We start from the raw sequence: 25,265 nt of genomic DNA, 5'->3' as shown, positions 1-25,265 counted from the left end.
CCAGGTTGCGGCGACGCCGAACGAGGTTGAGACGTGGCCAGACCCGACTCCAACACCTCCAGACGAGACGGCTCCTCTGGACGAAACCACGGCACCTCCGAACGCGACTGCACCACGTCCCGGTAGGGCCGCGAACCCTCCGGGCGGGGCCGCAGCACACCTGAACCAGATTGCGGCACGTCCGAACGGGGCTGGGACGTGGCCGAACGCGACTGCGGCACGTCCAATGAGGACTGCGGGAGGTTCGAGTCGGTCTCTTGGTCGGTGTGGTCGGGATGAGGCTCTGGATCGGCGGGATCTGGCGCTTCGTGCGACCACCAGGGTGACCATTCCGGAGGAGGCGGTGGAATCACTCCGTCCGAGGTGGCTGGCACCTCCGATGGCATCGGCTCTGGCGAGGTGGTTGGGTCCTGGCCTTCCACCCCAAGTCCGAGTTCGGCTGGTCGCGGGTAATCCGGGAACAGGTGTGGGAGAGAAGAAGGTGATTCCTTCTCTGTCTGTTGCGGGGAATCGGGCTCTTCAGGCGGACGCGGTCGTTCTGGAAGAGCTGGGCTCTGATCTTGGTCTGCCTGGTTTGACCGGGACGGGGATGAACGTAAATGGGCGGCGGGCGGAAGATCGTTCTTTGCAGGTGGGGGCACTGCGGGAACGAGGCGCTGGGTGGTCGGGCGTTTCATTCATCCGACGGTAAGGAGCCGGGCGGGGTAGCGGCAGAGGGCCCGGAAATTGTGGATAACTCTCAGAGATGGGGTGCCACGACGACGCCCAGCATCCCGGGGCCGACGTGGGCGCCGATGACCGGACCGACCTCACCCACGTACACATCCCCCACGTGGGGAATGCGCTCGCGGAGATTCTGGGCGAGGGTTTCGGCTCGGTGGGCCGCGGCGAGGTGCTGGACGCCCAGGTCGACGGGGCGTTCACCCGCCTCGGCCACGGCGAGTTCGGTGAGCCGGGCAAGGGCGCGGGAGGAGGTGCGGACCTTCTCCAGAGGAGCGATCTTGCCGCCGTCAATGCCGAGAAGGGGTTTGACCATGAGGGCGGACCCGAGCAGGGTGGCCGCCGCGCCGATCCGGCCGCCGCGGCGGAGATGCTCGAGGGTGTCGACGTAGAAGAGCGACCGCGACAGCTCCGCGCGGCGTTCGGCGGCGGCGACCACGTCGGCGGCCGTCGCACCGTCGAGGGCGGCCGCCGCGGCGGAGAGGGCGGAGAAGCCCAGGCCGAGCCCGATGGTGCCCGAGTCGACGACATGGACGGGGACGGGGGCGTCCTCGGCGGCCAGACGCGCGGCCTCGACCGTGCCTGACATCGCGGCGGAGAGGTGGACCGAGACGACCGCGCTCGCGCCCCCTCCGGCCGCGGCCTTGAACGCGTGGGTAAAGCGTTCGGGGGCCGGGCGGGATGTGGTGACGGGCTGCCAGTCCTTCAATGCCTGGGCCGCCTCCGCGGTGGTGACCTCGCCTTCGTCCCGCAGCTCGGCGCCGATCGCTATCTGGAGCGGGACGACGGTGAGGCCGTGCCTTTCGGCCAGACCGGGCGGGAGGTAGGCAGTGGAATCCGTGACGACCGCGACCGCGCTTCCCATGGCAGGAGATTACTCCTCGGAACAGGGTTCAGGGTGACCATGATGTATCGCTGTGTAACGGGCGGATAGCCGCGCATCCCCTCTACCCGATGCGGCGGACGCTGAACGCGTAGGGCGTCCTTGGTGGGATCCCGGGCACTCCCGCCGGGCCGCACCGCACACGCGTCCGAACGGGCCAGCCGCTACATCTTCTCCTAGTGGTGGTTCAGCAGCCTCAACGAGCGTGGGAGTGCCGGCACCGACCCTTCTGGCGGGCTGGGGTCAGGCTTGGACGGGGACGCCGCCTCGCCAGACTCTCAGGGCTCGGAGGCCGAAGGCCCACGCGAAGGCGCCCTCGTGGTCGGCGTCCCACAGGACGATGTCGGCCAGCATGCCCGGTGCCAGGGAGCCTCGGTCGCCGACGCGCAGCGCGGAGGCTCCGCCGAGTGTGGCGGCGCGCAGGGCCTCGGTGACGCTCAGGCCGAACATGGCGACCGACAGTCCGATCACCAGGGGCATGGAGGTGATGCCGCACTGGCCCGGGTTGTGGTCGGTGCCGAGCGCGACGGTGACGCCGCGGTCGAGCATGGAGCGGACCGGGGCGGGCGGACGGGCGCTGTTGAGGGCGCTGCCGGGGCAGACGGTCGCGGTGACCCCGGCGTGCGCGAGGGCCTTGATGTCGTCGTCGTTGGCCTGGGTGAGCAGGTCGGCGGACGCGCAGCCCACCTCGGCGGCGACCTGGGCGGCGCCGACGCGCTCGTTGGCGCAGGCGTGCATGCGGGCCTTCAGGCCGGAGCGCTTGCCGGTGAGGAGGAGGGCGCGGGCCTCCTCGGCGGTGAAGTGGCCCTCGTCGCAGTAGACGTCGATGCTGTCGGCGCCGGCGACGGCGGCGTCGCCGGCCCACTGGCGGACGGCCTCGATGTAGTCGCGGCGGCGGCCGAAGAACTCCGGCGGGAGGATGTGGGCGGCCAGGAACGTGGCGTGGATCCTGGGCATGGACGGCTCGCCCTCCAGCGAGCGCAGCATGCGGATGTCGGCCAGTTCGCCGTCGCGGGTGAGGTGGTAGCCGGTCTTGGCCTCGACGGTGGTGGTGCCCGCGAGGATCCACTGGCGGAGGCGTTCGCGGACGCCGTTGCACAGCGTCCAGGGGTCGGTGCCGCGGGTGACGGTCACGGTGGAGTTGACCCCGCCGCCGGCCGCGGCGATCGCCGAGTGGGACGAGCCGCTGGTGCGCATGGCCAGCTCGGCCCAGCGGTTGCCCGCGTACACCGGGTGGGAGTGCGCGTCGATCAGGCCCGGGGTGACCAGCCCGCCGCCGAGGTTCTCCACGTGGTCGACGTCGACGATGTCGTCGATGATGCCGGGCACGCTCTGGGGCAGGTCCGCGGCGGGGCCGGCCCAGACGATCCGGTCGTCGTGGATGAGCACGGCGGCGTTGCTGCAGACGTCGGTGCCCGTCCAGAGTCTTCCGATGTTCGTCAACAGCCGTACCGTCATAGGGTCACCGGCCCGGAGCGGTCGGGGCGCCGTGCGAGGGCGCGGAACGGGTGGCCGTGACGGGGCGGGACGGGCGCCGGTGGAACGCGCCATCCGCCTGCCTGGGCGGCCCGCTGGCCGCCGGGCCGGGGTACGGGCGTGCCATGGCGCGCGGGAGCGGGTTTCCTGCTCGCGGGTCCATACCTGCCATGACGTGGGCCACCTGCTCTCGTTCCGGAATGCCGACTGGGTGCCGGCGATTCACCGCTGGAGGGTCGGGTGATCGGATGATCACCATGAGCAACGAGACCGGAGATATCGGTTTCGTCACGGTAGTGCACTCGAGGCCCGGCGGACAACCTCTGTTCGGCGAACGCGGCCACCGCGGGAAAGGTTCCAGGGGAGCGGGGGGGTGGCAGGCTGGGAGGGCCGTGCGTTCACACTGGTCACCGGCGTACGACAACCGGACAATGGTCGCACATTATCAAAAAACCCAAGCACCATCCGGTCATCGTGCATCGCCGCCCTCGCCCCGCCCTGGTCCTATGACCGTACGGATTCCAGGGACGGCGTCAAGCGGAATGCAGAAGCTGTCACCGTTCGGCGACCACCATTCGGTATTTCGTCCGGCTCCTTACCCGAATTTGGATGAGACATAGAGCGACCGTTGGTCTGGCCGAAACCCGGTGGGAGCCCTTCGTCAAACCGGCGGCCGAGCCGCTCGCCTACCGTTCGTACACGAAGAGCGCCGCCCCTCCCGGACGGGGAGGGGCGGCGCCCCAGGGTCGTTCGACGGCCGCACGGCCGCCTGTTCAGAGGGTGGCGGTGGGGGCCAGGTCCTCGTATCGCTCCAGCTCATTGGCCAGGTCCTCGGGCACGCGGGCGTGCAGGACCGTGCCCTCGGCGAGGTGCTCCTGCTTGAGGACCTCGCCGCGCTCGTGTGCGCGCGCGACCAGGTCACCGCGCTCGTACGGCAGCAGCACCCGCATCTCCCGCTCCAGGCCGGGCAGGTCGGCCTCGATGGCCTCGCGGAGCCGGTCGATGCCGAGTCCGGTGCGGGCCGAAACGACCACGCTGTGCGGTTCGCGCAGCTGCAGCCGGGCGATGGCGAGATCGTCCGCGGCGTCCGCCTTGTTGATCACGATGATCTCGGGGATGTCCTGCGCCTCGATCTCGCGCAGCACCTCCCGCACCGCGTCGATCTGCGCCTCGGGGTCGGGGTCGGAGGCGTCCACCACGTGCAGGATCAGCCCGGCGTCGGTGACCTCCTCCAGGGTGGAGCGGAACGCCTCCACCAGCTGGTGCGGCAGGTGCCGGACGAACCCGACCGTGTCGGCCAGGGTGTAGGTCCGCCCGCCCGGGGTCTGGGCCCGGCGGACGGTCGGGTCGAGGGTGGCGAACAGCGCGTCCTCCACCAGCACGCCCGCGCCGGTCAGCCGGTTGAGCAGGGACGACTTGCCCGCGTTGGTGTAGCCCGCGATGGCCACCGCCGGGACCTCGTGGCGGCGCCGCTCGCGGCGCATCGCCTCGCGCCCCTTGGACATGCCCTCGATCTGGCGGCGCAGCTTGGCCATCCGGGTGCGGATCCGGCGCCGGTCCAGCTCGATCTTGGTCTCACCGGGGCCGCGGCCGCCGATGCCCACGCCGCCGGCGGCCCGTCCGCCGACCTGGCGGGACAGGTTGCCGCCCCAGCCGCGCAGCCGCGGCATCAGGTAGCTGAGCTGGGCCAGCTCCACCTGCGCCTTGCCCTCGCGGCTCTTGGCGTGCTGGGCGAAGATGTCCAGGATCAGCGCGGTCCGGTCGATCACCTTGACCTGGACGGTCTCCTCCAGGTGCCGCAGCTGGCCGGGCGCCAGCTCGCCGTCGCAGATGACGGTGTCGGCGCCGGTGGAGATCACGATGTCGCGCAGCTCGGCGGCCTTGCCGGAGCCGATGTAGGTCGCCGGGTCGGGCCGGTTGCGGCGCTGGACGAGAGCCTCCAGCACCTGCGAGCCCGCCGTCTCGGCGAGCAGCGCCAGCTCGCGCAGGGAGTTCTCGGCCATCTCGGCCGTGCCCTCGGTCCAGACGCCGACCAGGACGACGCGCTCCAGCCGGAGCGCGCGGTACTCCACCTCGGTGACGTCGGTCAGCTCGGTGGAAAGGCCCGCCACACGGCGCAGTGCCCGCCGGTCCTCCAGGTCGAGCTCGCCGGTCAGCGGCTCGTCTTCCTCGTACGTACCGGTCACTCGGGGCTCTTGTTCTTCAGGGAAGGCTTCAGTCATATGTCCTCTGTTAAACGCCGCGAAGCGGCTGTGTCTTCCCGGCGATGGTCTCACGCGGGCCCGCGTAGGTCATGCGATTATCCCCGCCGATCCCGCAGCTCACGCCTGCTGGGGCGCGGCGGCCGGTCCCGGTCCCGTCGTGCCTGCACGCCGCTCCGGCTCTTCGCGCGGCGCCTCCGCCGTCCGGCCCTGCCCGGCGGGGCGGTTGGCGGGCGGTGGCTGGGAAGACCTTCCGGGGACGCCGGGATGCTCGGCCGGGGGTGCTTTGACCGGCATCCGTACCGCCAAGTAGCGTTCTTCACACAACAGAAGTCGAATTTCACTATACGAAAGGGCAGGCAGATGGCTGCACCCGAAGGGGTCGAGATCACCGGTACCCTCCGCGACCGATACGACGAGATCCTGACGCCCGACGCGCTCGGCCTCCTCGCCGCCCTGCAGCGGGAGTTCGGCGAGCGGCGCGAGCTGCTGCTGCGGGCCCGGGCCGAGCGCCAGGAGCGGCTGTCGGCGGGCGGCACCCTGGACTTCCTGCCGGAGACCGCCGGGGTCCGGCAGGACGACGCCTGGCGGGTCGCCCAGCCGGCGCCCGGCCTCGAGGACCGCCGGGTCGAGATCACCGGGCCGACCGACCGGAAGATGACCATCAACGCGCTCAACTCGGGCGCCAAGGTGTGGCTGGCCGACTTCGAGGACGCCAACACCCCGCTGTGGGACAACATGCTCCAGGGCCAGCTCAACCTGCGTGACGCCCTCGACCGCACGATCGACTTCACCGACGCCAGGAGCGGCAAGTCCTACGCGCTCAAGGACGACGGCGAGCTGGCGACGATCGTCGTGCGGCCGCGCGGCTGGCACATGGAGGAGAAGCACCTCCTGGTCGACGGCAAGCCGATGTCGGGGTCGCTGTTCGACTTCGGCCTCTACTTCTTCCACTGCGCGCGGCGGCAGTCCGAGAAGGGCAAGGGCCCCTACTTCTACCTGCCGAAGATGGAGAGCCACCTGGAGGCGCGGCTCTGGAACGACGCGTTCAACCTCGCCCAGGACACCCTGGAGATCCCGCGCGGCACCATCCGCGCCACCGTGCTGATCGAGACGATCCCGGCGGCGTTCGAGATGGAGGAGATCCTGTACGAGCTGCGCGACCACTCGGCCGGGCTGAACGCGGGCCGCTGGGACTACCTCTTCTCGGTGATCAAGAAGTTCCGGGACCGGGGCGAGGACTTCGTCCTGCCGGAGCGGAACGCGATCACGATGACCGCCCCGTTCATGCGCGCCTACACCGAGCTGCTGGTGCGCACCTGCCACAAGCGCGGCGCGCACGCGATCGGTGGCATGGCGGCGTTCATCCCGTCCCGGCGGGACGAGGAGGTCAACAAGATCGCGCTGGAGAAGGTGCGGGCGGACAAGACCCGCGAGTCCGGCGACGGCTTCGACGGCTCCTGGGTGGCCCACCCGGACCTGGTCCCGGTCTGCCGGGAGGTCTTCGACGGCGTGCTCGGCGACCGTCCCAACCAGCGCGAGCGGCTGCGCGAGGACGTCCGGGTCTCGGCCGCCGACCTGCTGAACGTGGCCGCGACGCCGGGCGACATCACCGAGGCGGGGCTGCGCAACAACATCGACGTGGCGCTGCGCTACCTGGCGACCTGGCTGGACGGGGCGGGCGCGGTGGCGATCCACAACCTGATGGAGGACGCCGCGACCGCCGAGATCTCGCGTTCCCAGGTGTGGCAGTGGATCTACAACGGGGTCACGCTGAAGGAGGGCGAGAAGGTCACCAGGGAGCTGGTCGAGCGGCTGCTGGAGGAGGAGCTCGGCGCGATCCGCGCCGAGCTCGGCGACGCCTACAACGAGCCGCGCTACAACCAGGCCGTGGCGCTGTTCAAGGAGGTCACGCTCGCCGACGAGTACTCGGAGTTCCTCACGACCCCGGCGTACGAGCGGATGCCCTGAGCGGCGGGCGGACGCCCTGAGCGCCCGCGCCCGGTCCGCCGGGCGCGGGCCGCCGAGGCGAGGCCCGCAGGACGGGCCGCCCGTCCCCGCACGCCGGGACGGGCGGCCGCGGGGCCGATCTTGCGGTCGTTCACGCACGGGAGCATGGTGGACACGATGGAACCGACACCCGACGCATCCCAGACATCGGACGCATTCGAGTCGTCACAGGCGGCCGAGGGCGCGGCCGCGCTGCGCGCCCTCGCCGCGCGCTTCACCGCCCTGCTGGGCGACGACGCCGTGATCTCGGACCCGGTGCGGCTGCGCACCTACGAGTGCGACGGCCTGACCACCCACCGGGCGATGCCGGGCCTGGTCGTGCTGCCCGGCACCGCCGAGCAGATCGCGCAGATCGTGCGGGCCTGCGCCGCCGCGGGGATCCCGTACGTGGCGCGGGGTTCGGGCACGGGGCTGTCGGGGGGCGCGCTGCCGCGCACCGACGGGGTCCTGATCGTCACCTCCCGGATGCGCCGGATCCTGGAGATCGACGTCGAGAACCGGCGGGCGGTGGTCGAGCCGGGCGTGATCAACCTGGACGTGAGCCGGGCCGCGCGCCCGTACGGCTACTACTTCGCGCCCGACCCGTCCAGCCAGCAGATCTGCTCGGTGGGCGGGAACGTGGCGGAGAACTCCGGCGGCGCGCACTGCCTGAAGTACGGCTTCACCGCGCACCACGTGCTGGCCTGCGAGATCGTCACCCCGGACGGGGAGATCACCGAGCTGTCGGCCGACGACCCCGGCTACGACCTGCTGGGCGTGTTCGTCGGCGCGGAGGGCACGCTGGGCATCACCACCAAGATCACGGTCCGGCTGACCCGGGTGCCGGAGACCGTGCAGACGCTGCTGGCGGCGTTCACCTCGATCGAGGCGGGCGGCACCGCGGTGTCGGCGATCATCGGCGCGGGGATGGTGCCGGCCGCGATCGAGATGATGGACGCGCTGTCGATCGAGGCGGCCGAGGCCGCCGTGCGCTGCGAGTACCCGCCGGGCGCGGGCGCGGTGCTGATCGTGGAGCTGGACGGCCCGGCGGCCGAGGTGGAGCACCAGTTCGCGCAGGTCGAGAAGCTGTGCCGGGACGCGGGCGCGTTCGAGATCAGGGTGGCGGCCGACGACGCCGAGCGGGCGCTCATCTGGAGGGGGCGCAAGTCGGCGTTCGCGGCGGTGGGCCGGATCAGCCCGGCGTACCTGGTGCAGGACGGCGTCATCCCGCGCACCGCCCTGCCCGAGGTCCTGGCGGGAATCGACGCGCTGTCGGCGGAGTCGGGCGTACGGGTCGCGAACGTGTTCCACGCCGGTGACGGCAACCTGCACCCGCTGGTGCTGTTCGACGACGCCGAGGAGGGCGCGGCCGAACGCGCCGAGGAGGTCTCCGGGAAGATCCTCGACCTGTGCATCGAGCACGGCGGTTCCATCACCGGGGAGCACGGGGTGGGCGTGGACAAGTCGCGCTACATGCCCCGCATGTTCACCGAGACCGATCTGGACACGATGCAGATGGTGCGGTGCGGTTTCGATCCGGCCGGGCTGTGCAATCCGGGCAAGGTGTTCCCGACGCCGCGGCTGTGCGGCGAGGTGCCCGGGTTCCGCAAGGGGGTCCACCCTCTGGTCGCGCAAGGGAAGGCGGAGCAGTTCTGATGCCGGGCAGCGGAAGCGGCCGAGAGCGTGGCGCCGGAGCGCGCGGCACCGAAGCGGGCAGCACCAGCGTCGGCGCGGCTAGGGGGCGTCCCAGGAAGGCCGGGCGGGCCGCGGCGCTGAGCGCGCTGGCGAAGGTCTGCGGCGACGTGCGGCCGGGCGAGCCGGAGGAGGGCGTCCTCGGCGTCGTCCCGGCGATCGTGGCCGCGCCCGCGACCGTGGCGGAGGCCGCCGAGGTGATGCGGACGGCCGCCGGGAAGGGCCTGGCGGTGGTGCCGCGCGGCGCGGAGACCAGGCTGGACTGGGGCACGCCCCCGGACCGTTGCGACCTCCTCCTCGACACCTCCCGTCTGGACGCGGTCGTCGAGCACGCCGCCGGGGACCTGGTGGCGACCGTCCAGGCGGGGCTGGGAACCGACCGGCTGGCCGAGGTGCTGGCGGAGCAGGGGCAGCGGCTGGCACTGGACTTCCCGCTGCCCGGCTCGACCGTCGGCGGCACGATCGCCGCGGCCGCCGCGGGGCCGCTGCGCCTGCTGTACGGCTCGCCCCGCGACCTGGTCATCGGGCTGACGGTGATCCGCGCGGACGGCCGGGTCGCCCGCTCCGGCGGCAAGGTCGTCAAGAACGTGGCGGGCTACGACCTGGGTCGGCTGTTCAGCGGCTCGTACGGAACGCTCGGGCTGATCGTGGAGGCGACGTTCCGGCTCCATCCCGTTCCGGTGGCGCGCGCGTACGTTACCCGGGCGGTTCCCGACGCGGCGGGCGCGCGCGAGGCGGTCCAGGCGGTGCTGCACTCCCCTACCGCTCCGAGTGCGCTGGAGGTCGCCGCCCAGGGCGGAGGCGTCGTGATCGGGGTGCTGCTGGAGGGCGTCGAGGCGGGGGTGACGGCCCGTACCGCCCAGATCACCGCCCTCTTGGGCGCGGACGCGAAGGTGGGCGAGGAGCCCCCCGAGTGGTGGGGCGCCTACCCGGACGGCACGACGCTGATCGACGTCACCTCCCCGCCCGCGGCGCTCCCCGGACTCCTGGCCGCCGTAGAGGAGACGGGCCCTGGCGCTTCGCTCACCTGGTCCGCCGACGGTCGCGGTCATGTCGGCCTGTCGTCCGAGACGACCCCTGGGCAGGCCAAGGACGCCCTGGAACGGCTCCGTTCCCTCCTCATCGGCGCCCCGCACCGTGGCGGAGCCGTCGTCCGCTACGCGCCCGAGACCGTACGAGCGGAACTCGACCTGTGGGGGCCGGTCCCGGCGCTGTCCCTGATGCGCCGGGTCAAGGAGCAGTTCGACCCGGAATACCGCCTGTCCCCCGGCCGCTTCGTGGGAGGCCTGTAGTGAACGACGAGGAAACGCCCGCACGGCGGGAGCTCCCCCAGCTGATCGGCGACTGCGTGCACTGCGGGTTCTGCCTGCCGACCTGCCCCACCTACGTGCTGTGGGGCGAGGAGATGGACTCCCCGCGCGGCCGCATCAACCTGATGGACCAGCACGTCCAGGGCACGCCGCTGTCCGGGCCGATGGTGGAGCACTTCGACCGCTGCCTGGGCTGCATGGCGTGCGTGACGGCCTGCCCTTCGGGGGTCCAGTACGACCGGATGATCGAGATGACCCGCGCCGATGTGGAACGGGAGCATCCCCGGTCGCTGCCCGAGCGCGCCCTCCGCGAGACGATCTTCAAGCTGTTCCCGTACCCGAACCGGCTGCGGGCCCTGCGCGGGCCGCTGCGCGCGTACCAGTGGACGGGCCTCGACCGCCTCGTCCGGCGTAGCGGCCTGTTGGAACGCCTCTCCCCCTCGCTCGCGGCGATGGAGCGGCTCGCGCCTCCCCTCTCCCGTGCTCCGCGGCTTCCGGAACGGGTGGCGGCGCGCGGCGGGCGGCGCGCCACCGTGGGCATGCTCACCGGCTGCGTCCAGCGCGAGTTCTTCCCGGGGGTGAACGCGGCGACGGCGCGGGTCCTGGCCCTCGAGGGCTGCGACGTGGTCATCCCGCGCGCGCAGGGCTGCTGCGGCGCGCTTTCGCTGCACTCGGGACGGGAGGACGAGGCGAAGGAGTTCGCGCGCCGCACGGTCGTGGCGTTCGAGCCGGTCGACGTGATCGTGGTGAACGCGGCGGGCTGCGGCTCGGCGATGAAGACGTACCGCGACCTGCTCGCCGACGACCCCGAGTGGGCGGGGCGGGCGGACGCGCTGTCGGCCAAGACCCGCGATCTGGCCGAGTTCCTGGCCGAGCTGGGCCCGCGGGCGGAGCGGCGTCCGCTTCCGGTCACGGTCGCCTACCACGACGCGTGCCACCTCTCCCACGCGCAGGGCGTGCGGAGCCAGCCGCGCGCGCTCCTGGCCGGGATCCCGGAGCTGGAGGTCCGGGAGATCGCCGATCCCGACATCTGCTGCGGGTCGGCGGGGACGTACAACCTGCTCCAGCCCGAGGCCGCCGCCGAACTGGGCGACCGTAAGGCGGCCGGGGTGCGCGCCACGGGCGCCGACCTGCTGGTCGCCGCCAATCCCGGCTGCTCGATGCAGATCGCGACGGCGCTGGAGCGGCAGGGCGTGCGGCTTCCGGTGGCGCACACCGCCGAGGTCCTGGACGCCTCGCTCCGCGGCTCGGGCACGGCGGGCCTGCTGCGCGACCACGCCCGCTCCGCGACGTCCTGAGGCGGCCGGGGACGGCCTGACGCGGCCGTTCCCGGCGCCGGGCCGGGGGACGTCCGGAGGCACTTCGCGCACAAAAGCTCCCGCCGAACCCCCCACTGGGGGACATATGCCGCCAATCGGCCATCCTGTAACGTGGTCTGCCCGCCAGGCAAGTTTGCACTTACCTTCCGGAGAGGCCGAGGAGTACGGGAAGCCATGTCCAACAGGCCGATGCCCCCGGGAATGCCGCCAGGGCCGCCAGGGCCGCCGCCGGGAAGGCCGGGGAGGCCGGGACCACCCGGCCGGCACCCCGGAACCGGGCCCCTGCCCCGCGGCCACCGTTCCCACCGCCGCCGCAAGAAGCGCGGGGCGGCCAGGCTGGGCATCGCCGGAGCGCTCACGGGCGTGGTCGGCATCGCCGCCATCGCGGCCGGGATCGTCGTCTTCCGCCCGGACGACGGCGGACCCGGAGGCTCGGGCGGTGGCGGCGCTCCATCGCTCAACGGGGGGACTCAGGACGCGCCCGGCTCCGTCAGCGCGCCCCAGACCGGGCCCGTCCTCAGCGTGACCACACCGGAGGGCTACGGGTACGGCCTCGCCGCCATAAGGGCGGGCGTGGACCAGAAGCCCTTGAGCGACAGCCCGCCCCTGACAGAGAACGGCATGACCTACGCGTACGCCGACTACGTCCTCACCAACAACCAGAGGCGTCCCGCCCTCCTCGACCATCCGGCCGACCTGTTCATGCCCCGCTCCCAGGTAGCGGAGTCCGCGCGCGAACGCTGCATGCCGCAGCCGGGCATCCCCGAGGACATGTGCACGCTGCCCAACCGCAGCGTCGTCACGGCCCGCGTCAACGGCTCCGAGCCTCCGCTCAAGGAGGCCGGGGACACCCTCATACCGGCCGGTGCGTCCTACGTCGTGCGGGTCGCCGCGGACCTTCCCGTGAAGGACGGCGTCAAGCCCGAGGACCTCAAGCTCTACGTGTGGAACGCGCGCTACACCAGTGACCGCAAGGGCATCGAGCTCGCATTCCCCTAACCCCTGCGTGGGCCAGGGCGAACGCCACCGGCCGGCGACGCGGGGAAAGCGTCACCGGCCGGGCATTGCCGTTCTGCCTCGCCTCAGCGGGTCTCAGGAAGCCATGGCGGGCTCGCGTTCGGGCGCCTCGGCCGGCTTGCCGCGCGACCGCAGGCCGCCCAGGCCGAGCAGGACCAGCCCCGCGACCGCCCAGCTCAGCAGGACGATCAGCGGCCCGGTGGACCCGGCGCCGTCGAAGTAGGCCACCGAGCGGAGCAGCGTGGCCGCCGCGCCGGGCGGGAGCAGCTGGCCGATCTCGCCCCAGGGCTGGGGCAGCAGTTCGGGCGCCGAGGTGGCCCCCGACAGCGGGTTGCCCAGCAGCAGGAGCGTCAGCGCGCCCAGTCCGATCCCCGCGCGCCCGACCGCCGACGCCAGGCCGGAGACCGTCGCGGAGACGGCCAGGATGGCCAGCGCCATGACCGACGCGACGAGCAGGTAAGAGCCCGGCAGTACCGACAGCCAGCCCTGGGCCAGCCAGGTGGCGCCGAGGCCGCCCAGGACGGCGAAGGACACCAGGCCCACCGCCCGCGCGCCGACGCCGGAGACGCCGAAGAACAGCAGCACGGCGGCGGCGAGGCTCGACATGATCAGCGGCAGCGCGAGGGCGCCGAAGCCCGCGCCGCGCGGGTCGTCCGAATCGATCGGGACCACGTCCTGGACGGCGCCGCCCCTGGCGCCCGACATCTGCTGCGCCATCTGCGTGAGCTGCTGGGAGATCACCGGCGAGGCCGCCGAGGCCGTCAGCACGCGCGGACCGGACGGGGTGGTGACGATGGCGCCGTAGGCCTCGCGGTCGGTGAGCGCGGCTCGGGCCGCGGCCTCGTCGGCGACGCCGGTGACCTTGAACGCGCCGGGGAGCTCGTGCTCGAGCCGCTGGGCCACGGCCGCGGCCTGCGGGCCCGCCGTCACGATGGGCACGTCGTGCGGCGCGGAGCGGACGGCGGGCCACGAGAAGGCGAGGATCATGAGCAGTTGCAGCACCGCCGCGCCGAGAGCGACGCCCACGGCGCGCTGGATCGGGGAGGTGTTCACGGCCGCCTCCTATAAAGCGAATATCCGTTCTCTTTGATCTCCCCAGCGTCACACCGGCATGGCGAGTTGTCAAGAACGAACATTCGTTTTAAATTGGTCCCATGCCACGAGTGAGCGAGGAGCATCTCGAGCGGCGCAGGCAGCAGATCCTGGACGCCGCCCGGGCCTGCTTCATTCGCAAGGGCGTCCACGAGACGTCCATGCAGGACATCTTCACCGAGTCCGGGCTGTCGGCCGGGGCGGTCTACCGCTACTTCAAGAGCAAGAACGAGATCATCGAGGCCATCACCTGCGCGGTCATCGGCGACCTGCACCTGTTCCTCGGCGACCTCGTGAACCGCGACCCCGTCCTGCCCCTGGACGAGGTGGTGGTCCGGATGGCGCGCACCATGGTGGCGATGTCGGGCCCCGACGGCACCGTCCGGCTGGCCCCGCAGGCCTGGGCCCTGGCGATGTACGAACCGGACCTGCGCGGATACGTCCGCGACAACATCACCAACCTGCGCGCGCACTTGATCACCTACGTGCGGCGCTGCGCGGAGGCCGGCCTCCTGCCGCCGGACACCGACGCCGAGGCCGCCGGCAGGACCCTCTTCGGGATCCTCCCGGGATTCCTGCTGCAACTGCTCATCACCGAGGACGTCGACCCCGAGCAGCTCCGCCTGGGCGTCCGCACCGTGATCAACAGCGGCCTGCTGGCGCAGCGCGACGACACCGTCCCCCAGGCCTGACCCCGCGCCCGGGCGCCGTCCCCTGAGATCCGTCCCCTGGGACCTGTCCCCTGAGACCTGTCCCCGGCGGCCCGATCAGGTCTCCGAGGCGATGACGGCGGCCCCCGAGGCACGCGCCGAGGACGCTCCGGAAGCGAGGTCCGCGCACCTTACCGGCGGGACGGTCTTGCCGTGGGGCGGGCGTGTCCGGTACCTCTTTCTCGACGGATCACGACATTCCGGGCATGGCCCGTGGTCGGCCCTGCCGTGATCCGGCCCCCGCCGCCCCCCGCGCACGCCCGCCCCGTCCCCCGCATCCTCGGACATCGCCTCCCGTGTACCCCGTGACCTGCACGAGATCCCCCGTGACCTGGACGAGACCGCTTCCCGGGTGCTCCTCCGGAACCCGTGAAGCGTCGTCAGTGTCGGCGGGTCCGGGTCCCGCTGTCCTGAGGCGGACGCCCTCAGGGCACCGGGACACCCACCAGGACGTTTTAACATTCCATTACTTTTGAAAAGCCGGGGAGTGCGCATGGTCACCGAGGATCGCGGGGGCGGCGGCGCCCGCTGGGCGCTGCCGGTCGCCGTCGCCGCCGTGTGCGCCGCGGTCGCCTCGCTGATCAGCGGCCTGTGGCTGCCCGAGGCCCGCCGGATGGTGTGGTGGCATCCGGAGATCGTGGTGGCGGTCATGTGGACCCCGGTGGCGGCGTTACTGCTGCGCCACCGGCCCGGCCTGGCGGTCGGCCGGCTGATGCTGGTGTGCGGGGCCAGCGCGGCCGTCTACGTGCTGGCCCTCAACCTCGGGCCGCTGTTCGAGCTGCGCGGCTGGCCCGGGGCCGGGTTCCTGAACTGGCTCGGGGTGTGGCTGTGGGCGGTCGACACCTTCGGCCTCACGCTGATCCTCCCGCTGATCTTCCCGGACGGGCGGCTGGTGTCGCCCTGGTTCCGCCCGGTGCTCGCGGCGGCGTGCGCCGTCCCGCTGATCGTCTGCGTGCACCTGACCGTCGACCCCGGCGCCCGGCGCTTCCACAACGGCGTCTCGGTCTACCCGTTCCAGGACATCCCCCTCGCGATCAGCGCGGTCATCCTCGGCACGCTCGTGCTCGGCCTGCTCTCGGTCGTGCTGCGCTTCATGACCTCGCCGCCGGACGTGCGGCGGCAGATCGGCTGGGTGATCTACCCGGGGGTGCTGGCGCAGGCGATCATCTACGTGGGCGAGACCACCCCCATCGGCGACCCGCTGCGCAACATCACCATCGCCGCGGTGCCGCTGTGCGTGGCGATCGCGATCACCCGCTACCGGCTGTACGACATCGACCTGGTGTTCAGCCGGACCCTGGTCTACGCGGGGCTGGTCGTCGTGATCACTGGCGTCTACTTCGCGCTGGTCGGCGCGGCCAGCCACGTGCTTTCCGGGCACGGGCCGCTGGCCGGACTGGTCGGGGCGATCGCGGCGGGCGCGGTCTTCGAGCCCGCCCGGCGGCGCCTCCAGCGCGCCGTGGACCGGCTGCTGCACGGCGAGCGCGACCCGTACCGGATCGCCGACCTGCTCAACCGGCGGCTGCAGACCACCTCCGACCCGTCGGCCGCGCTGGCCACCGCCGTCGCGGTGGCGCGCGAGGCGCTGCGCGCGTCCGGCGCGGTGATCGAGGTCCTGGACCGGGACGGCCATGTCACCGCCACCGTCGAGGACGGCGCGCTGGGCGAGCGCCCCCAGCTGATCCCGCTGGTGTGGCACGGCGAGCCCGTCGGACGCCTGCTGTTCGGCGTGACCCGGCCGCCGGACGCCCGGCTCGCGGGCGTCCTGGCCCGCAACCTGGCCGAACTGACCAGCGCCGCCCGGCTCGCCGCCGACGTCCAGCGGTCCCGCGAGCGGATCCTGCGGACGCGCGAGGAGGAGCGCCGCAGGCTGCGCCGCGACCTGCACGACGGCCTCGGCCCCACCCTGGCCAGCCTGGCCATGACCGTGGACGCGGCGCGCATCACCCTCAAGACCGACCCCGAGGCCGTGGACGCCCTGCTGGAGAACCTGCGCACCACCATGGGACGCACCATCGGCGACATCCGCGAGCTGGTGTACGGCCTGCGCCCGCCCGCACTGGACGACCTCGGCCTGGCCGGGGCCATCAGGGCGCTCGGCGGGGTCGTGGCCACCGGGGACGGCCCGGCCGTGGACGTCCAGGTGGAGGGCGACCTGGACAAACTGCCCGCCGCCGCCGAGGTCGCCGCGTACAGGATCGTGCAGGAGGCCCTCACCAACGTCTACCGCCACGCCAAGGCCGACAGCGCCGTCGTCCGGCTGTACCTGAACGGGGACCTGCACCTGTGCGTCCGCGACAACGGTGTGGGGATGTCCGCGAACGCGCGTTCGGGCGTGGGGATGTCGTCGATGCAGGAGCGTGCTGCGGAGATCGGCGGTTCCTGCACGGTCGGCCCGGGGCCCGAGGGGGGCACCATGGTCCGCGCCAGGCTTCCCGTCGGGCTCAATGGATCGGGCGGGGCCGATGAGACCAATGGGTCCAATGGGGCCAACGGGGCCACGCCGGCCGCGGCGAACGGCGAAAGCCCTGGAACGGCTGTGAGCAACGGAAACGGCGGCAAGGCGGGCTAGGAGCAATGCCGGGTAGTTAAGGGCTTGGGGTGGGCGTCAACTCAGGTGGGTGGAGGATGTCGATGGTGAGGGTCGCCCGGTGGTTGGTGCGGTCGACCTGGCCTTTTGCCCGGTGTTTGGAGATCGCTCGTTTGACGATGCGGGGGCAGCTGCGGTCTCGGCGGGCGGGCAGCGGGTTGTCCAGGACCGCCCGGCCGATCTGTCCGACCAGGTCGATGACGGTGCCGGCGATGACCCCGGCGGCGTGGACGACCTGGTCGCGGGCGGCCAGCAGCGCGACGGTGAAGCTGGCCCGGTCGGCGGGGAGGCCGCCGCCGGCCGTGGCGTCGGCCATCGCCAGCCGCAACGCCTGGTAGACGGCCAGCAGAGCGTAGATCTCCTGGTCGGCGCCCTGCGGGGTACGCGAGCGCAGGACACGGCCGCCCAGCATGGTGGACTTCAGCTCCAGATAGGTCGTCTCGATCTCCCACCGCTGGTGGTAGAGCCTCACGATCTCCGCAGCCGGGTGGAGGCGCGGATCCAGCAGGGTGGTGATCAACCGGTAATGGCCGGTGCGGTGCCCGCCGCCCGACAGGGTGAGGGTGATCTGGGCGTCGATCACCCGGATCGGCACCCCGCCCAGCACCGAACGCCACGATCGGTCGGCCAGGGTCTCAAGACGGGGCAGCGGCCGGTTGCTCTTGCAGCGGATCAGCAGGTCCGCGCCGGTGCCCTGCGGACCGGCGATCGCCGCCACCAGGGCTTTGACGGCGAAATTGCGGTCGGCCAGCAGCAGCATGCCCGCCTTGAGGCAGCCGAACAACTCGGGCGCGTAGGCCGTCTCACCGGTCGCGAACCGGCCGAACCCGGCCCCCAGCACGGTGCGGGTGCCGCAGGCGACCACCGCGACCAGCCGGACCAGCGGATAGCCCGACCCGCCATGACTGCCGCTCTGATGACCATAGGCCGCCAGATTGGCCGGGCTGTCGGGGACACTCATCGTGGTGCCGTCCATCGCGCACACCAGCAGCCCCCGCCACCGCACCGCCCCCGCGGGCGGACCGGCCAGCAGATCGAACAACGCCCGCAGCGGCGCGACCCCCACCCGGCGGCGGGCCTGGGCCAGCACCGACGACGAGGGCACCCACCCCGGCCCCTCCAGGCCCGACACCAGCCGCGCCCACACCTGCCCAAGGCCCTGCCCCTCGAACAACCCCGCCGCCAGCAGCAGATACACCACCACCCGCGACGGCAACCGCCGCACCCGCCGCTGCGCCGACCGCGTCTCGGCCAGCACCTCGTCCACCATCTCGAACGGCACGATCCGGGTCAGTTCCCCCAGATGCCCGGGCGCGAACACCCCGCCCGCCCAACGGTCGACCGAACCCATGGCACAGGCCCCAGCAGACCTGGCAGACTCAACACCCAACGGAGATCCAGTAGGTCAGACGGACGATGGTAGAAGATCACCCGTTCTACTGGATCTCCGTTCCCACGTCTCCAAGATCCACCAAACCCCTGGACAACCAGCCCACAGGCCTAACTACCCGGCATTGGGGCTAGGAGAGGAGAACACCGCAACGCCCGGGAAGATCCAGAAGTTCCGGCCGCCGGGGCCACTGGGTTTTCGGCGATCCTCCACCCACTCTGGAGTGGAGGGCCGGTGGCCGCCCCCCGCCAAGAAGGAGCCACCGGCCCTCGGCACCACCCGGACCGGGGCTCCCATCCCGATCCGAGCGGGCCTTCACCAGAGGGTGTGCACTACTGAAGGTAGCGCCTTTCGGTCCTAGTGGTCAGGGACACCCGTCCCGAATATGCCGGGACGATCCGGGGCCCATCGGCTCACACCACCGGGAAACTCGTACAACACCACGAAAAGCCCAGGTCAGGGCGGGGGCGGCACCCGGGGTGTTCAGGTCACGTTCAGGCGCCGTAGAGCCAATCGTTACGGAACTCGCCGTCCGCGACGAGCACGGCGGGACCGCGCAGATGGCTGGTACGGCCGTCGAGGGTGACGACGACCCGGCCGCCCGGGACATCCACGGTCCACTCGGACGTCGCGTCCCCCGCACCGGCTCCGGCCTCGACCGCCTGGTCGCCGCCGTTCCCGGCGAGCGCGGCGGCGGCCGCGACGGCGACCGTCCCGGTGCCGCAGGACCGGGTCTCGCCCGACCCGCGCTCGTACACCCGCATCTCCAGGTGCCGCTCGCCGACCCTGCGGTAGAACTCCACGTTCACGCCGTCGGGGAACGCGGCGGGGTCGAAGCCGGGGGCGCGGGTCAGGTCGAGGCCGGCGACCGGCTCATCGATCGCGCAGGCCAGGTGCGGGTTGCCCATCGACACCCGCCGGCCCCGGTACGTCCGCCCTCCCAGGGACGCCTCGCCCCCGCCGAGATGCCGGGGCGGGCCCATGTCGACGCTCACGTCACCGGACGCCCCGAGCGTCACGCGGCGCAGCCCGGCGCGGGTGGCCAGGTCCCATCCGCCGGGGGCGGCCAGGCCGGCGTCGACCAGGTAGCGGGCGAACACCCGCACCCCGTTGCCGCACATCTCCGCGACGCTGCCGTCGGCGTTGCGGTAGTCCATGAACCACTCGGCCTCGCCCGCGAGCGCCTCCACCGCCGGGTCTCCCGCGGCCTTGGTCCGCACCGCGCGCAGCACGCCGTCGCCGCCGATCCCGGCGCGCCGGTCGCACAGCCGCGCCACCGTCTCCGGCGACAGCTCCAGAGCCCCGTCCGGATCCGGGAGGATGACGAAGTCGTTCTCCGTGCCATGCCCCTTGACGAACCGCATGCGGCCCATCCTAGGGTCCGGCCGGGCCGGGGACTCACCGCTCCGACCGGGCACGACGCACGTCACACGGCGGCCGCGGCCCGCACCGCGCGCGTGGGTCAGCCGGCCGTCGTCTCGTGGCCCTGGACGGGTTCCGTGGCCAGGGCCACGGCGCGGTCCAGCAGATCCGGGGCGTCGTAGGGGAGCCAGTGCACGCGCGGGTCGCGCCGGAACCAGGACTCCTGCCTGCGCGCGAAACGCCGGGTCAGCCGGATCGTCTCCTCCTTGGCGTGGTCCTCGGTCCACTCCCCTGCCAGGAACCGCAGGACCTGGGCGTATCCCAGCGCGCGGCCCGCCGTCAGGCCGTCGCGCAGCCCGGCCTTCTCCAGGGCGCGGACCTCGTCGACCAGGCCCGCCTCCCACATCCGCTCCACGCGCAGCGCGATCCGCGCTTCCAGTTCGGGGCGCGGCACGGTCAGCCCGATCTGCACCGCGTCGTACCGGTAGCGGTGCTCGGGCAGCGTCGCGCTGAACGGCCGCCCGGTGATCTCGATGACCTCCAGCGCGCGGACGATCCGCCGCCCGTTGCTCGGCAGGATCACCGCGGCGGCCTCGGGGTCGCGGTCGCGCAGCCGCCCGTGCAGCGCGGCCGGACCGGCCTCCGCCAGCTCCGCCTCCAGCCGCGCCCTGACCCCGGGGTCGGTGCCGGGGAACTCGAAATGATCGAGCGCCGCCCGCACGTACAAGCCCGATCCCCCGACGAGCACGGGAACCCGGCCGCGCGCCCCGATCTCCGCGACGGCCGCCGCCGCGAGGCGCTGGTACTCGGCCGCGCTCGCGGTCACGGTGACGTCCCAGATGTCCAGCAGGTGGTGCGGGACGCCGCGCATCTCGGCGCGGGCGAGCTTGGCCGTGCCGACGTCCATGCCCCGGTACAGCTGCATCGAGTCGGCGTTGACCGCCTCGCCGTCCAGGCGCAGCGCCAGGTCGACGGCGAGATCGGACTTGCCCGCCGCGGTCGGTCCCACGACGGCGATGACGTCTCTGGAGGTCACGGGCTTAGGTCCGGCGGCGGAATGGGTAGGAATGCGGGGGTAGGGGCGCCGGGCGGGTTCCGCACGGTGCCATGGGACGAAAGATTCGGGGGGAATCCAGATGTCCATCGTCGACAAGATGAAGGAAATGCTCGGCCAGCACGGGGACAAGGCCAAGAAGGGCATGGAGAAGGGCGGTGACGTGCTCGACCAGAAGACCGGCGGCAAGCACACCGACAAGATCGACCAGGCCCAGCAGAAGGCGGGCGACTACATCGACCGCAGCGGCCAGGGGGACGCCCCGCAGGGCGGGCAGCAGCCGGGTGAACGGCCTGGAGAGGGGACCCCGGGCACCTGAACCCGAACCTGAACCTGAGGGCGCTGAGGACGCGCACCTGACACCGGCTCCTGCTCAGGGCCGAGCCCTGGGTGGGCGGCCCGGTTCGCTCCCAGGACGGCGCGGACGCGCGTGGACGCTCGTTGCGTGGCGGGGTCACGGCCGCGGGCGCCCGTCCCAGGTGGCCACGAAGTAACCCACGCCGTAGGGCGCCTCGTAAGCCAGCAACTCCGCATCGAACGGCGCTCCGCCGCGGTCGGCCATACCGCCTGCCGCGGGTGGGCGCGCCGGACCCGCCGTGGAGGCGGCGGCCGGGCTTGCTGTGGCCGCGGGCGCTGTCGCCGCGCTCGTTCTGGGCGAGGCCGCGCCTGCGAGGACCTGCCAGGCCGCGCGGCCCGCCGCTTGAAGTTCGTGGGACAGCCCAGGGTCGAGGTCGGCCAGGGCTGCGGTGTCGGCGCGTTCAAATGCCCCGGCCACGGCGGTGTCGTACGGCTCGGCGCGCGGGTCCAGGTAGCCGGGGGCCTTCTCGGTCAGGCAGGCCGATCCGTCCCCCATCACCAGGAGCGCGACCCGGCGGCCCTCCGGCCCGGCGAGCTGCCGGCCCAGGCTCAGGCATTCGCCGGGGGCCGCGTCGTACGCCACGGCCTGGAACCGGACCGTCACCTCGTGGGGAGGGCCGTCCCGGAGGCCGCGCAGAAGATCGCGCAGCAGCCAGCGGCCGATCGTGAGCGACAGGGGCAGAACCTCGGCTCCGATTAGGGTCTTTCCGGAATCCGGATCGGACCGTTCTCCGGTGTCCGCAAGCCCGTTTTCGGGTTCCCCGTTAAGGCCGGGACTGACCAATCCGTAAGGACGCAGCGTCGCGGCGGCGTCCGGTCCGTAGGAACGCGTCGCGGGGCCGCCCCCGACCACCACGATCTCGGTAGCGGAGGCGACGGCCTCACCGAGCCGCGACACCGCCGTCGCGCACGCCGCGCGCAGGGCGTCCAGCTCGCCCGCCGCCTCCCCGGCCAGCTCCGGCACCAGCAGGGGCGGGTGCGGGCACACCGCCGCGTAGATCAGCATGGCCGGCGCCCTACGGGCACGCGGAGCAGCCGGAGGCCGCCGACGCCGTGGCCGTGGCCGTGGCCGCCGGAGCGGAGCCGGGCGCGGGCGCCGCCGGGCGGCCGATGCCCGGCATTCCCAGCGCCACCCCCTTGGCACCGCCGCCGGCCCCCTGCCGGGCCTCCCAGGCGTCGCCCGCCCTCGTACGGCGGACGCCCTCGACCGGCTTGTCGGCGACCAGGTGGTGCGGGGCCGCGTAGGTAACCTCGACCGTGACCATGTCCCCCGGCCGTACGGGCTCGTCGGGGGCTCGGAAGTGGACCAGGCGGTTGTCCCGCGCGCGCCCGGACAGGCGCCGCGTCGCGCCGTCCTTGCGCCCCTCCCCCTCGGCGACCAGCACTTCCAGCTTGCGCCCGAGCTGCTTCTTGTTCTCCTCCCAGGAGATCTCCTCCTGGAGGGCGACGAGCCGCTCGTACCGCTCCTGCACGACCTCCTTGGGCACCTGGCCGTCCATCGTGGCCGCGGGGGTGCCAGGACGCTTGGAGTACTGGAAGGTGAACGCGCCGGAGAACCGCGCCTCCCGCACCACGTGCAGGGTCTGCTCGAAGTCCTCCTCGGTCTCCCCGGGGAAGCCCACGATGATGTCGGTGGTGATGGCGGCGTCCGGGATGGCGGCGCGCACCTTGTCGATGATGCCGAGGAAGCGCTCCTGCCGGTACGAGCGCCGCATCGCCCGGAGCACCGGGTCGGCGCCCGACTGCAGGGGCATGTGCAGCGACGGCATGACGTTCGGCGTCCCGGCCATGGCGGCGATCACGTCGTCGGTGAAGTCCTTGGGGTGCGGGGAGGTGAAGCGCACCCGCTCCAGCCCCTCCACGTCACCGCAGGCGCGCAGCAGGCCGGCGAAGGCGGACTGGCCGCCGTCCGTCATCGCCCGCACCTCCTCGGGCGCGGTCGCCAGCGCGCCGAACCCGGACCCGTAGGCGTTGACGTTCTGGCCGAGCAGCGTGATCTCCAGGACCCCGTCGGCGACCAGCGCCTCCACCTCGGCCAGGATCTCGCCCGGCCGGCGGTCCCGCTCCTTGCCGCGCAGCGACGGGACGATGCAGAACGTGCAGGTGTTGTTGCAGCCCACGGAGATCGACACCCAGGCGGCGTACGGCGACTCGCGCCGGGTCGGCAGCGTCGAGGGGAAGGTCACCAGGGACTCTTCGATCTCGACCTGGGCCTCGTCCTGGATCCGGGCGCGCTCCAGCAGCGCGGGCAGCGACCCGATGTTGTGCGTGCCGAAGACCACGTCCACCCAGGGCGCGCGCTTGACGATGGCGTCCCGGTCCTTCTGCGCCAGGCAGCCGCCGACCGCGATCTGCATGCCCGGATGGCCGTCCTTGACCGGCCGCAGGTGGCCGAGGTTGCCGTACAGCCGGTTGTCGGCGTTCTCCCGGACCGCGCAGGTGTTGAAGACGACGACGTCGGGCTCGGCGTCCCCGGCTCGGACATACCCCGCGTCCTCCAGGAGGCCGGACAGCCGCTCGGAGTCGTGGACGTTCATCTGGCACCCGTAGGTACGGATTTCGTACGTGCGGGCGCCTGTCTCCATAGGCACACTCATGACAGTCACCAAGGGTACGCGTCATGGCACCCCCGGATGTACGCGTTGACCGCCATCGGAGCAAACGGCGGGGCAACGTCCAAACGCTGTCCTAGCGCCGTCCGAGTGCCTCCGAGGGCCGCCGGGCGGCGCCGCGCACGGCCCCCGGCCGGTCCGGCGGGACGGGTTCGGTAACCAGGGGATCACTTCTGGGTCACGTTAAGGCGACCGAGCCGCCCCCGGACGGCGCCTCTGCCAGGCACGCCGCGGCCCGTCGCGCCAACGCCGGCGGCCTCCGCGGCGGCCTCCGCGGCGGCCTTCGCAGCGCCCGTCCAGGCCGGTTTCGCCCCTCCCTGGACGCCGCCGCGCGAGCCCGCCCCGGAAAGCGTTCGCACCGCCTACCAGGGCCGTTCTGCACGCATTAACGAGTACTTAACCGGGTATGTCGCTTTCACCACTGTCGTCCGGCCGGCAGGGAACCCGGGCTCCGGCTGTCCGAATTCTCCGATCGTGCCGCCGACGTGGGGATTCGTGATCGGATCGGTACCGCGCCGAGAGTCGACGGTCGAGAACGATGACGTAAAGTCCGGCTCCATGACGGACAGCGGAGGCGGGCCCGAGCTCACCAAGGGCGGCGGGCCCAGGGACGACGGCGCCAAGGGAGCGCCCCTCGTGGTGGTCGAGCACGTCAACAAGCACTTCGGCGACCTGCACGTGTTGAAGGACATCAACCTCACCGTCGACCGCGGCGAGGTGGTGGTGGTCATCGGCCCGTCGGGCGGCGGCAAGTCGACCCTGTGCCGGTCGATCAACCGGCTCGAGCCGATCGACGACGGCAGCATCAAGGTGGACGGCAAGGAGCTCCCCAAGGAGGGCCGGGAGCTGGCCAAGCTGCGCGCCGACGTGGGCATGGTGTTCCAGTCGTTCAACCTGTTCGCCCACAAGACGATCCTCGACAACGTCACCCTCGGCCCCGTCAAGGTCCGCAAGTCGGGCAAGCAGGAGGCCGAGAAGCACGCCTTGGAGCTGCTCGACCGGGTCGGAATCGCCAACCAGGCCCAGAAGTACCCCGCCCAGCTGTCGGGCGGCCAGCAGCAGCGCGCCGCCATCGCCCGGTCCCTGGCGATGAAGCCCAAGGTCATGCTGTTCGACGAGCCGACCTCGGCGCTGGACCCGGAGATGGTCAACGAGGTGCTGGACGTCATGACGGGCCTGGCCCGGGACGGCATGACCATGATCGTGGTCACCCACGAGATGGGCTTCGCCCGCCGCGCCGCGCAGAAAGTCGTGTTCATGGCCGACGGGCAGATCGTCGAGGAGAACACCCCGGACGAGTTCTTCACCAACGCCCGCACCGACCGTGCCAAGGACTTCCTGTCCAAGATCCTCACGCACTAGGGCCTCCGACCACGAGCGCACTCGAGAAGAACGAGCCGCGAGCGAGAGCGGCGAGCGACGAGCGATCGCCGATGAGAGACCGGGCGCACCCGCCCCGCACACCGAGCCCCGCGCGGCCCCGGCCCACCG

18 protein-coding genes are annotated in these 25,265 nt (G+C 72.3%); 9 read left to right on the top strand and 9 right to left on the bottom strand.

What is annotated here, in order from left to right; all coding sequences use genetic code 11:
* Positions 1-739: 739 nt before the first annotated feature.
* From ACZ466_RS34775 to hflX, 3 genes are all read right to left on the bottom strand, one after another.
* Positions 740-1,585 carry a DegV family protein gene (locus tag ACZ466_RS34775; RefSeq protein ID WP_378288942.1) on the bottom strand — a complete coding sequence of 282 codons (846 nt, stop codon included), beginning with the start codon at positions 1,583-1,585 and terminating at the stop codon, positions 740-742.
* 261 nt (positions 1,586-1,846) lie between these two features.
* On the bottom strand, positions 1,847-3,061 hold the full coding sequence (gene hutI / locus ACZ466_RS34770; RefSeq protein ID WP_378288944.1) for an imidazolonepropionase: 1,215 nt from the start codon (positions 3,059-3,061) through the stop codon (positions 1,847-1,849).
* Positions 3,062-3,852: 791 nt separating this feature from the next.
* Positions 3,853-5,301, bottom strand: coding sequence for a GTPase HflX (hflX, locus tag ACZ466_RS34765; RefSeq protein ID WP_378288946.1), 1,449 nt, complete (start codon positions 5,299-5,301; stop codon positions 3,853-3,855).
* A gap of 342 nt (positions 5,302-5,643) precedes the next feature.
* Between hflX and aceB the strand changes: the two genes are divergently transcribed.
* The 5 genes from aceB (at position 5,644) to ACZ466_RS34740 (ending at position 12,589) form a co-directional block, all read left to right on the top strand.
* On the top strand, positions 5,644-7,251 hold the full coding sequence (aceB, locus tag ACZ466_RS34760; RefSeq protein ID WP_378288948.1) for a malate synthase A: 1,608 nt from the start codon (positions 5,644-5,646) through the stop codon (positions 7,249-7,251).
* A gap of 156 nt (positions 7,252-7,407) precedes the next feature.
* Positions 7,408-8,925, top strand: coding sequence for an FAD-linked oxidase C-terminal domain-containing protein (locus ACZ466_RS34755; RefSeq protein WP_378288950.1), 1,518 nt, complete (start codon positions 7,408-7,410; stop codon positions 8,923-8,925).
* Positions 8,925-10,253: an FAD-binding oxidoreductase gene (locus ACZ466_RS34750; RefSeq protein WP_378288953.1), complete on the top strand. Its 1,329-nt coding sequence runs from the start codon at positions 8,925-8,927 to the stop codon at positions 10,251-10,253. The genes ACZ466_RS34755 and ACZ466_RS34750 overlap by 1 nt, the downstream gene beginning before the upstream one ends.
* On the top strand, positions 10,253-11,569 hold the full coding sequence (locus ACZ466_RS34745) for a (Fe-S)-binding protein (protein WP_378288955.1): 1,317 nt from the start codon (positions 10,253-10,255) through the stop codon (positions 11,567-11,569). The genes ACZ466_RS34750 and ACZ466_RS34745 overlap by 1 nt, the downstream gene beginning before the upstream one ends.
* 195 nt (positions 11,570-11,764) lie before the next feature.
* Entirely contained in the window at positions 11,765-12,589 is an 825-nt protein-coding gene (locus tag ACZ466_RS34740; protein WP_378288957.1) for a hypothetical protein, read from the top strand.
* Between the two features lie 93 nt (positions 12,590-12,682).
* On the opposite strand, the gene ACZ466_RS34735 is transcribed toward ACZ466_RS34740, so the two are convergent.
* Entirely contained in the window at positions 12,683-13,660 is a 978-nt protein-coding gene (locus ACZ466_RS34735) for a hypothetical protein (RefSeq protein ID WP_378288959.1), read from the bottom strand.
* A gap of 101 nt (positions 13,661-13,761) precedes the next feature.
* Here ACZ466_RS34735 and ACZ466_RS34730 point away from each other — a divergent pair, with 101 nt between their 5' ends.
* A complete protein-coding gene (locus ACZ466_RS34730; protein WP_378288962.1) occupies positions 13,762-14,391 on the top strand; it encodes a TetR/AcrR family transcriptional regulator in 630 nt (209 codons plus the stop codon).
* A 511-nt stretch (positions 14,392-14,902) separates the two neighbouring features.
* On the top strand, positions 14,903-16,981 hold the full coding sequence (locus ACZ466_RS34725; RefSeq protein ID WP_378288964.1) for a sensor histidine kinase: 2,079 nt from the start codon (positions 14,903-14,905) through the stop codon (positions 16,979-16,981).
* A 16-nt stretch (positions 16,982-16,997) separates the two neighbouring features.
* Here the strand turns inward: ACZ466_RS34725 and ACZ466_RS34720 are convergent, their stop codons facing one another.
* The 3 genes from ACZ466_RS34720 to miaA form a co-directional block, all read right to left on the bottom strand.
* Complete coding sequence (locus ACZ466_RS34720; RefSeq protein WP_378293554.1) at positions 16,998-18,350, bottom strand: IS4 family transposase; 1,353 nt, start codon at positions 18,348-18,350, stop codon at positions 16,998-17,000.
* Positions 18,351-18,883: 533 nt separating this feature from the next.
* Positions 18,884-19,753: a diaminopimelate epimerase gene (gene dapF, locus ACZ466_RS34715; protein WP_378288604.1), complete on the bottom strand. Its 870-nt coding sequence runs from the start codon at positions 19,751-19,753 to the stop codon at positions 18,884-18,886.
* Positions 19,754-19,851: 98 nt separating this feature from the next.
* On the bottom strand, positions 19,852-20,787 hold the full coding sequence (gene miaA, locus ACZ466_RS34710; protein WP_378288602.1) for a tRNA (adenosine(37)-N6)-dimethylallyltransferase MiaA: 936 nt from the start codon (positions 20,785-20,787) through the stop codon (positions 19,852-19,854).
* A gap of 100 nt (positions 20,788-20,887) precedes the next feature.
* Between miaA and ACZ466_RS34705 the strand changes: the two genes are divergently transcribed.
* Positions 20,888-21,124 (top strand): antitoxin, encoded by a 237-nt coding sequence (locus ACZ466_RS34705; protein WP_378288600.1) that lies wholly within the window; start codon positions 20,888-20,890, stop codon positions 21,122-21,124.
* A 135-nt stretch (positions 21,125-21,259) separates the two neighbouring features.
* Here the strand turns inward: ACZ466_RS34705 and ACZ466_RS34700 are convergent, their stop codons facing one another.
* Together ACZ466_RS34700 and miaB are read right to left on the bottom strand one after the other, a co-directional pair.
* On the bottom strand, positions 21,260-22,168 hold the full coding sequence (locus ACZ466_RS34700) for a class III extradiol dioxygenase subunit B-like domain-containing protein (RefSeq protein ID WP_378288598.1): 909 nt from the start codon (positions 22,166-22,168) through the stop codon (positions 21,260-21,262).
* Between the two features lie 10 nt (positions 22,169-22,178).
* Positions 22,179-23,759 (bottom strand): tRNA (N6-isopentenyl adenosine(37)-C2)-methylthiotransferase MiaB, encoded by a 1,581-nt coding sequence (gene miaB, locus ACZ466_RS34695; RefSeq protein ID WP_378288596.1) that lies wholly within the window; start codon positions 23,757-23,759, stop codon positions 22,179-22,181.
* 654 nt (positions 23,760-24,413) lie between these two features.
* On the opposite strand from miaB, the gene ACZ466_RS34690 reads away from it, so the two are divergent.
* A complete protein-coding gene (locus ACZ466_RS34690) occupies positions 24,414-25,136 on the top strand; it encodes an amino acid ABC transporter ATP-binding protein (RefSeq protein ID WP_378288610.1) in 723 nt (240 codons plus the stop codon).
* Positions 25,137-25,265: the final 129 nt, after the last annotated feature.

Source organism: Actinomadura rugatobispora, assembly GCF_055379765.1.
This window is presented reverse-complemented; position numbering and strand designations above follow the sequence as displayed.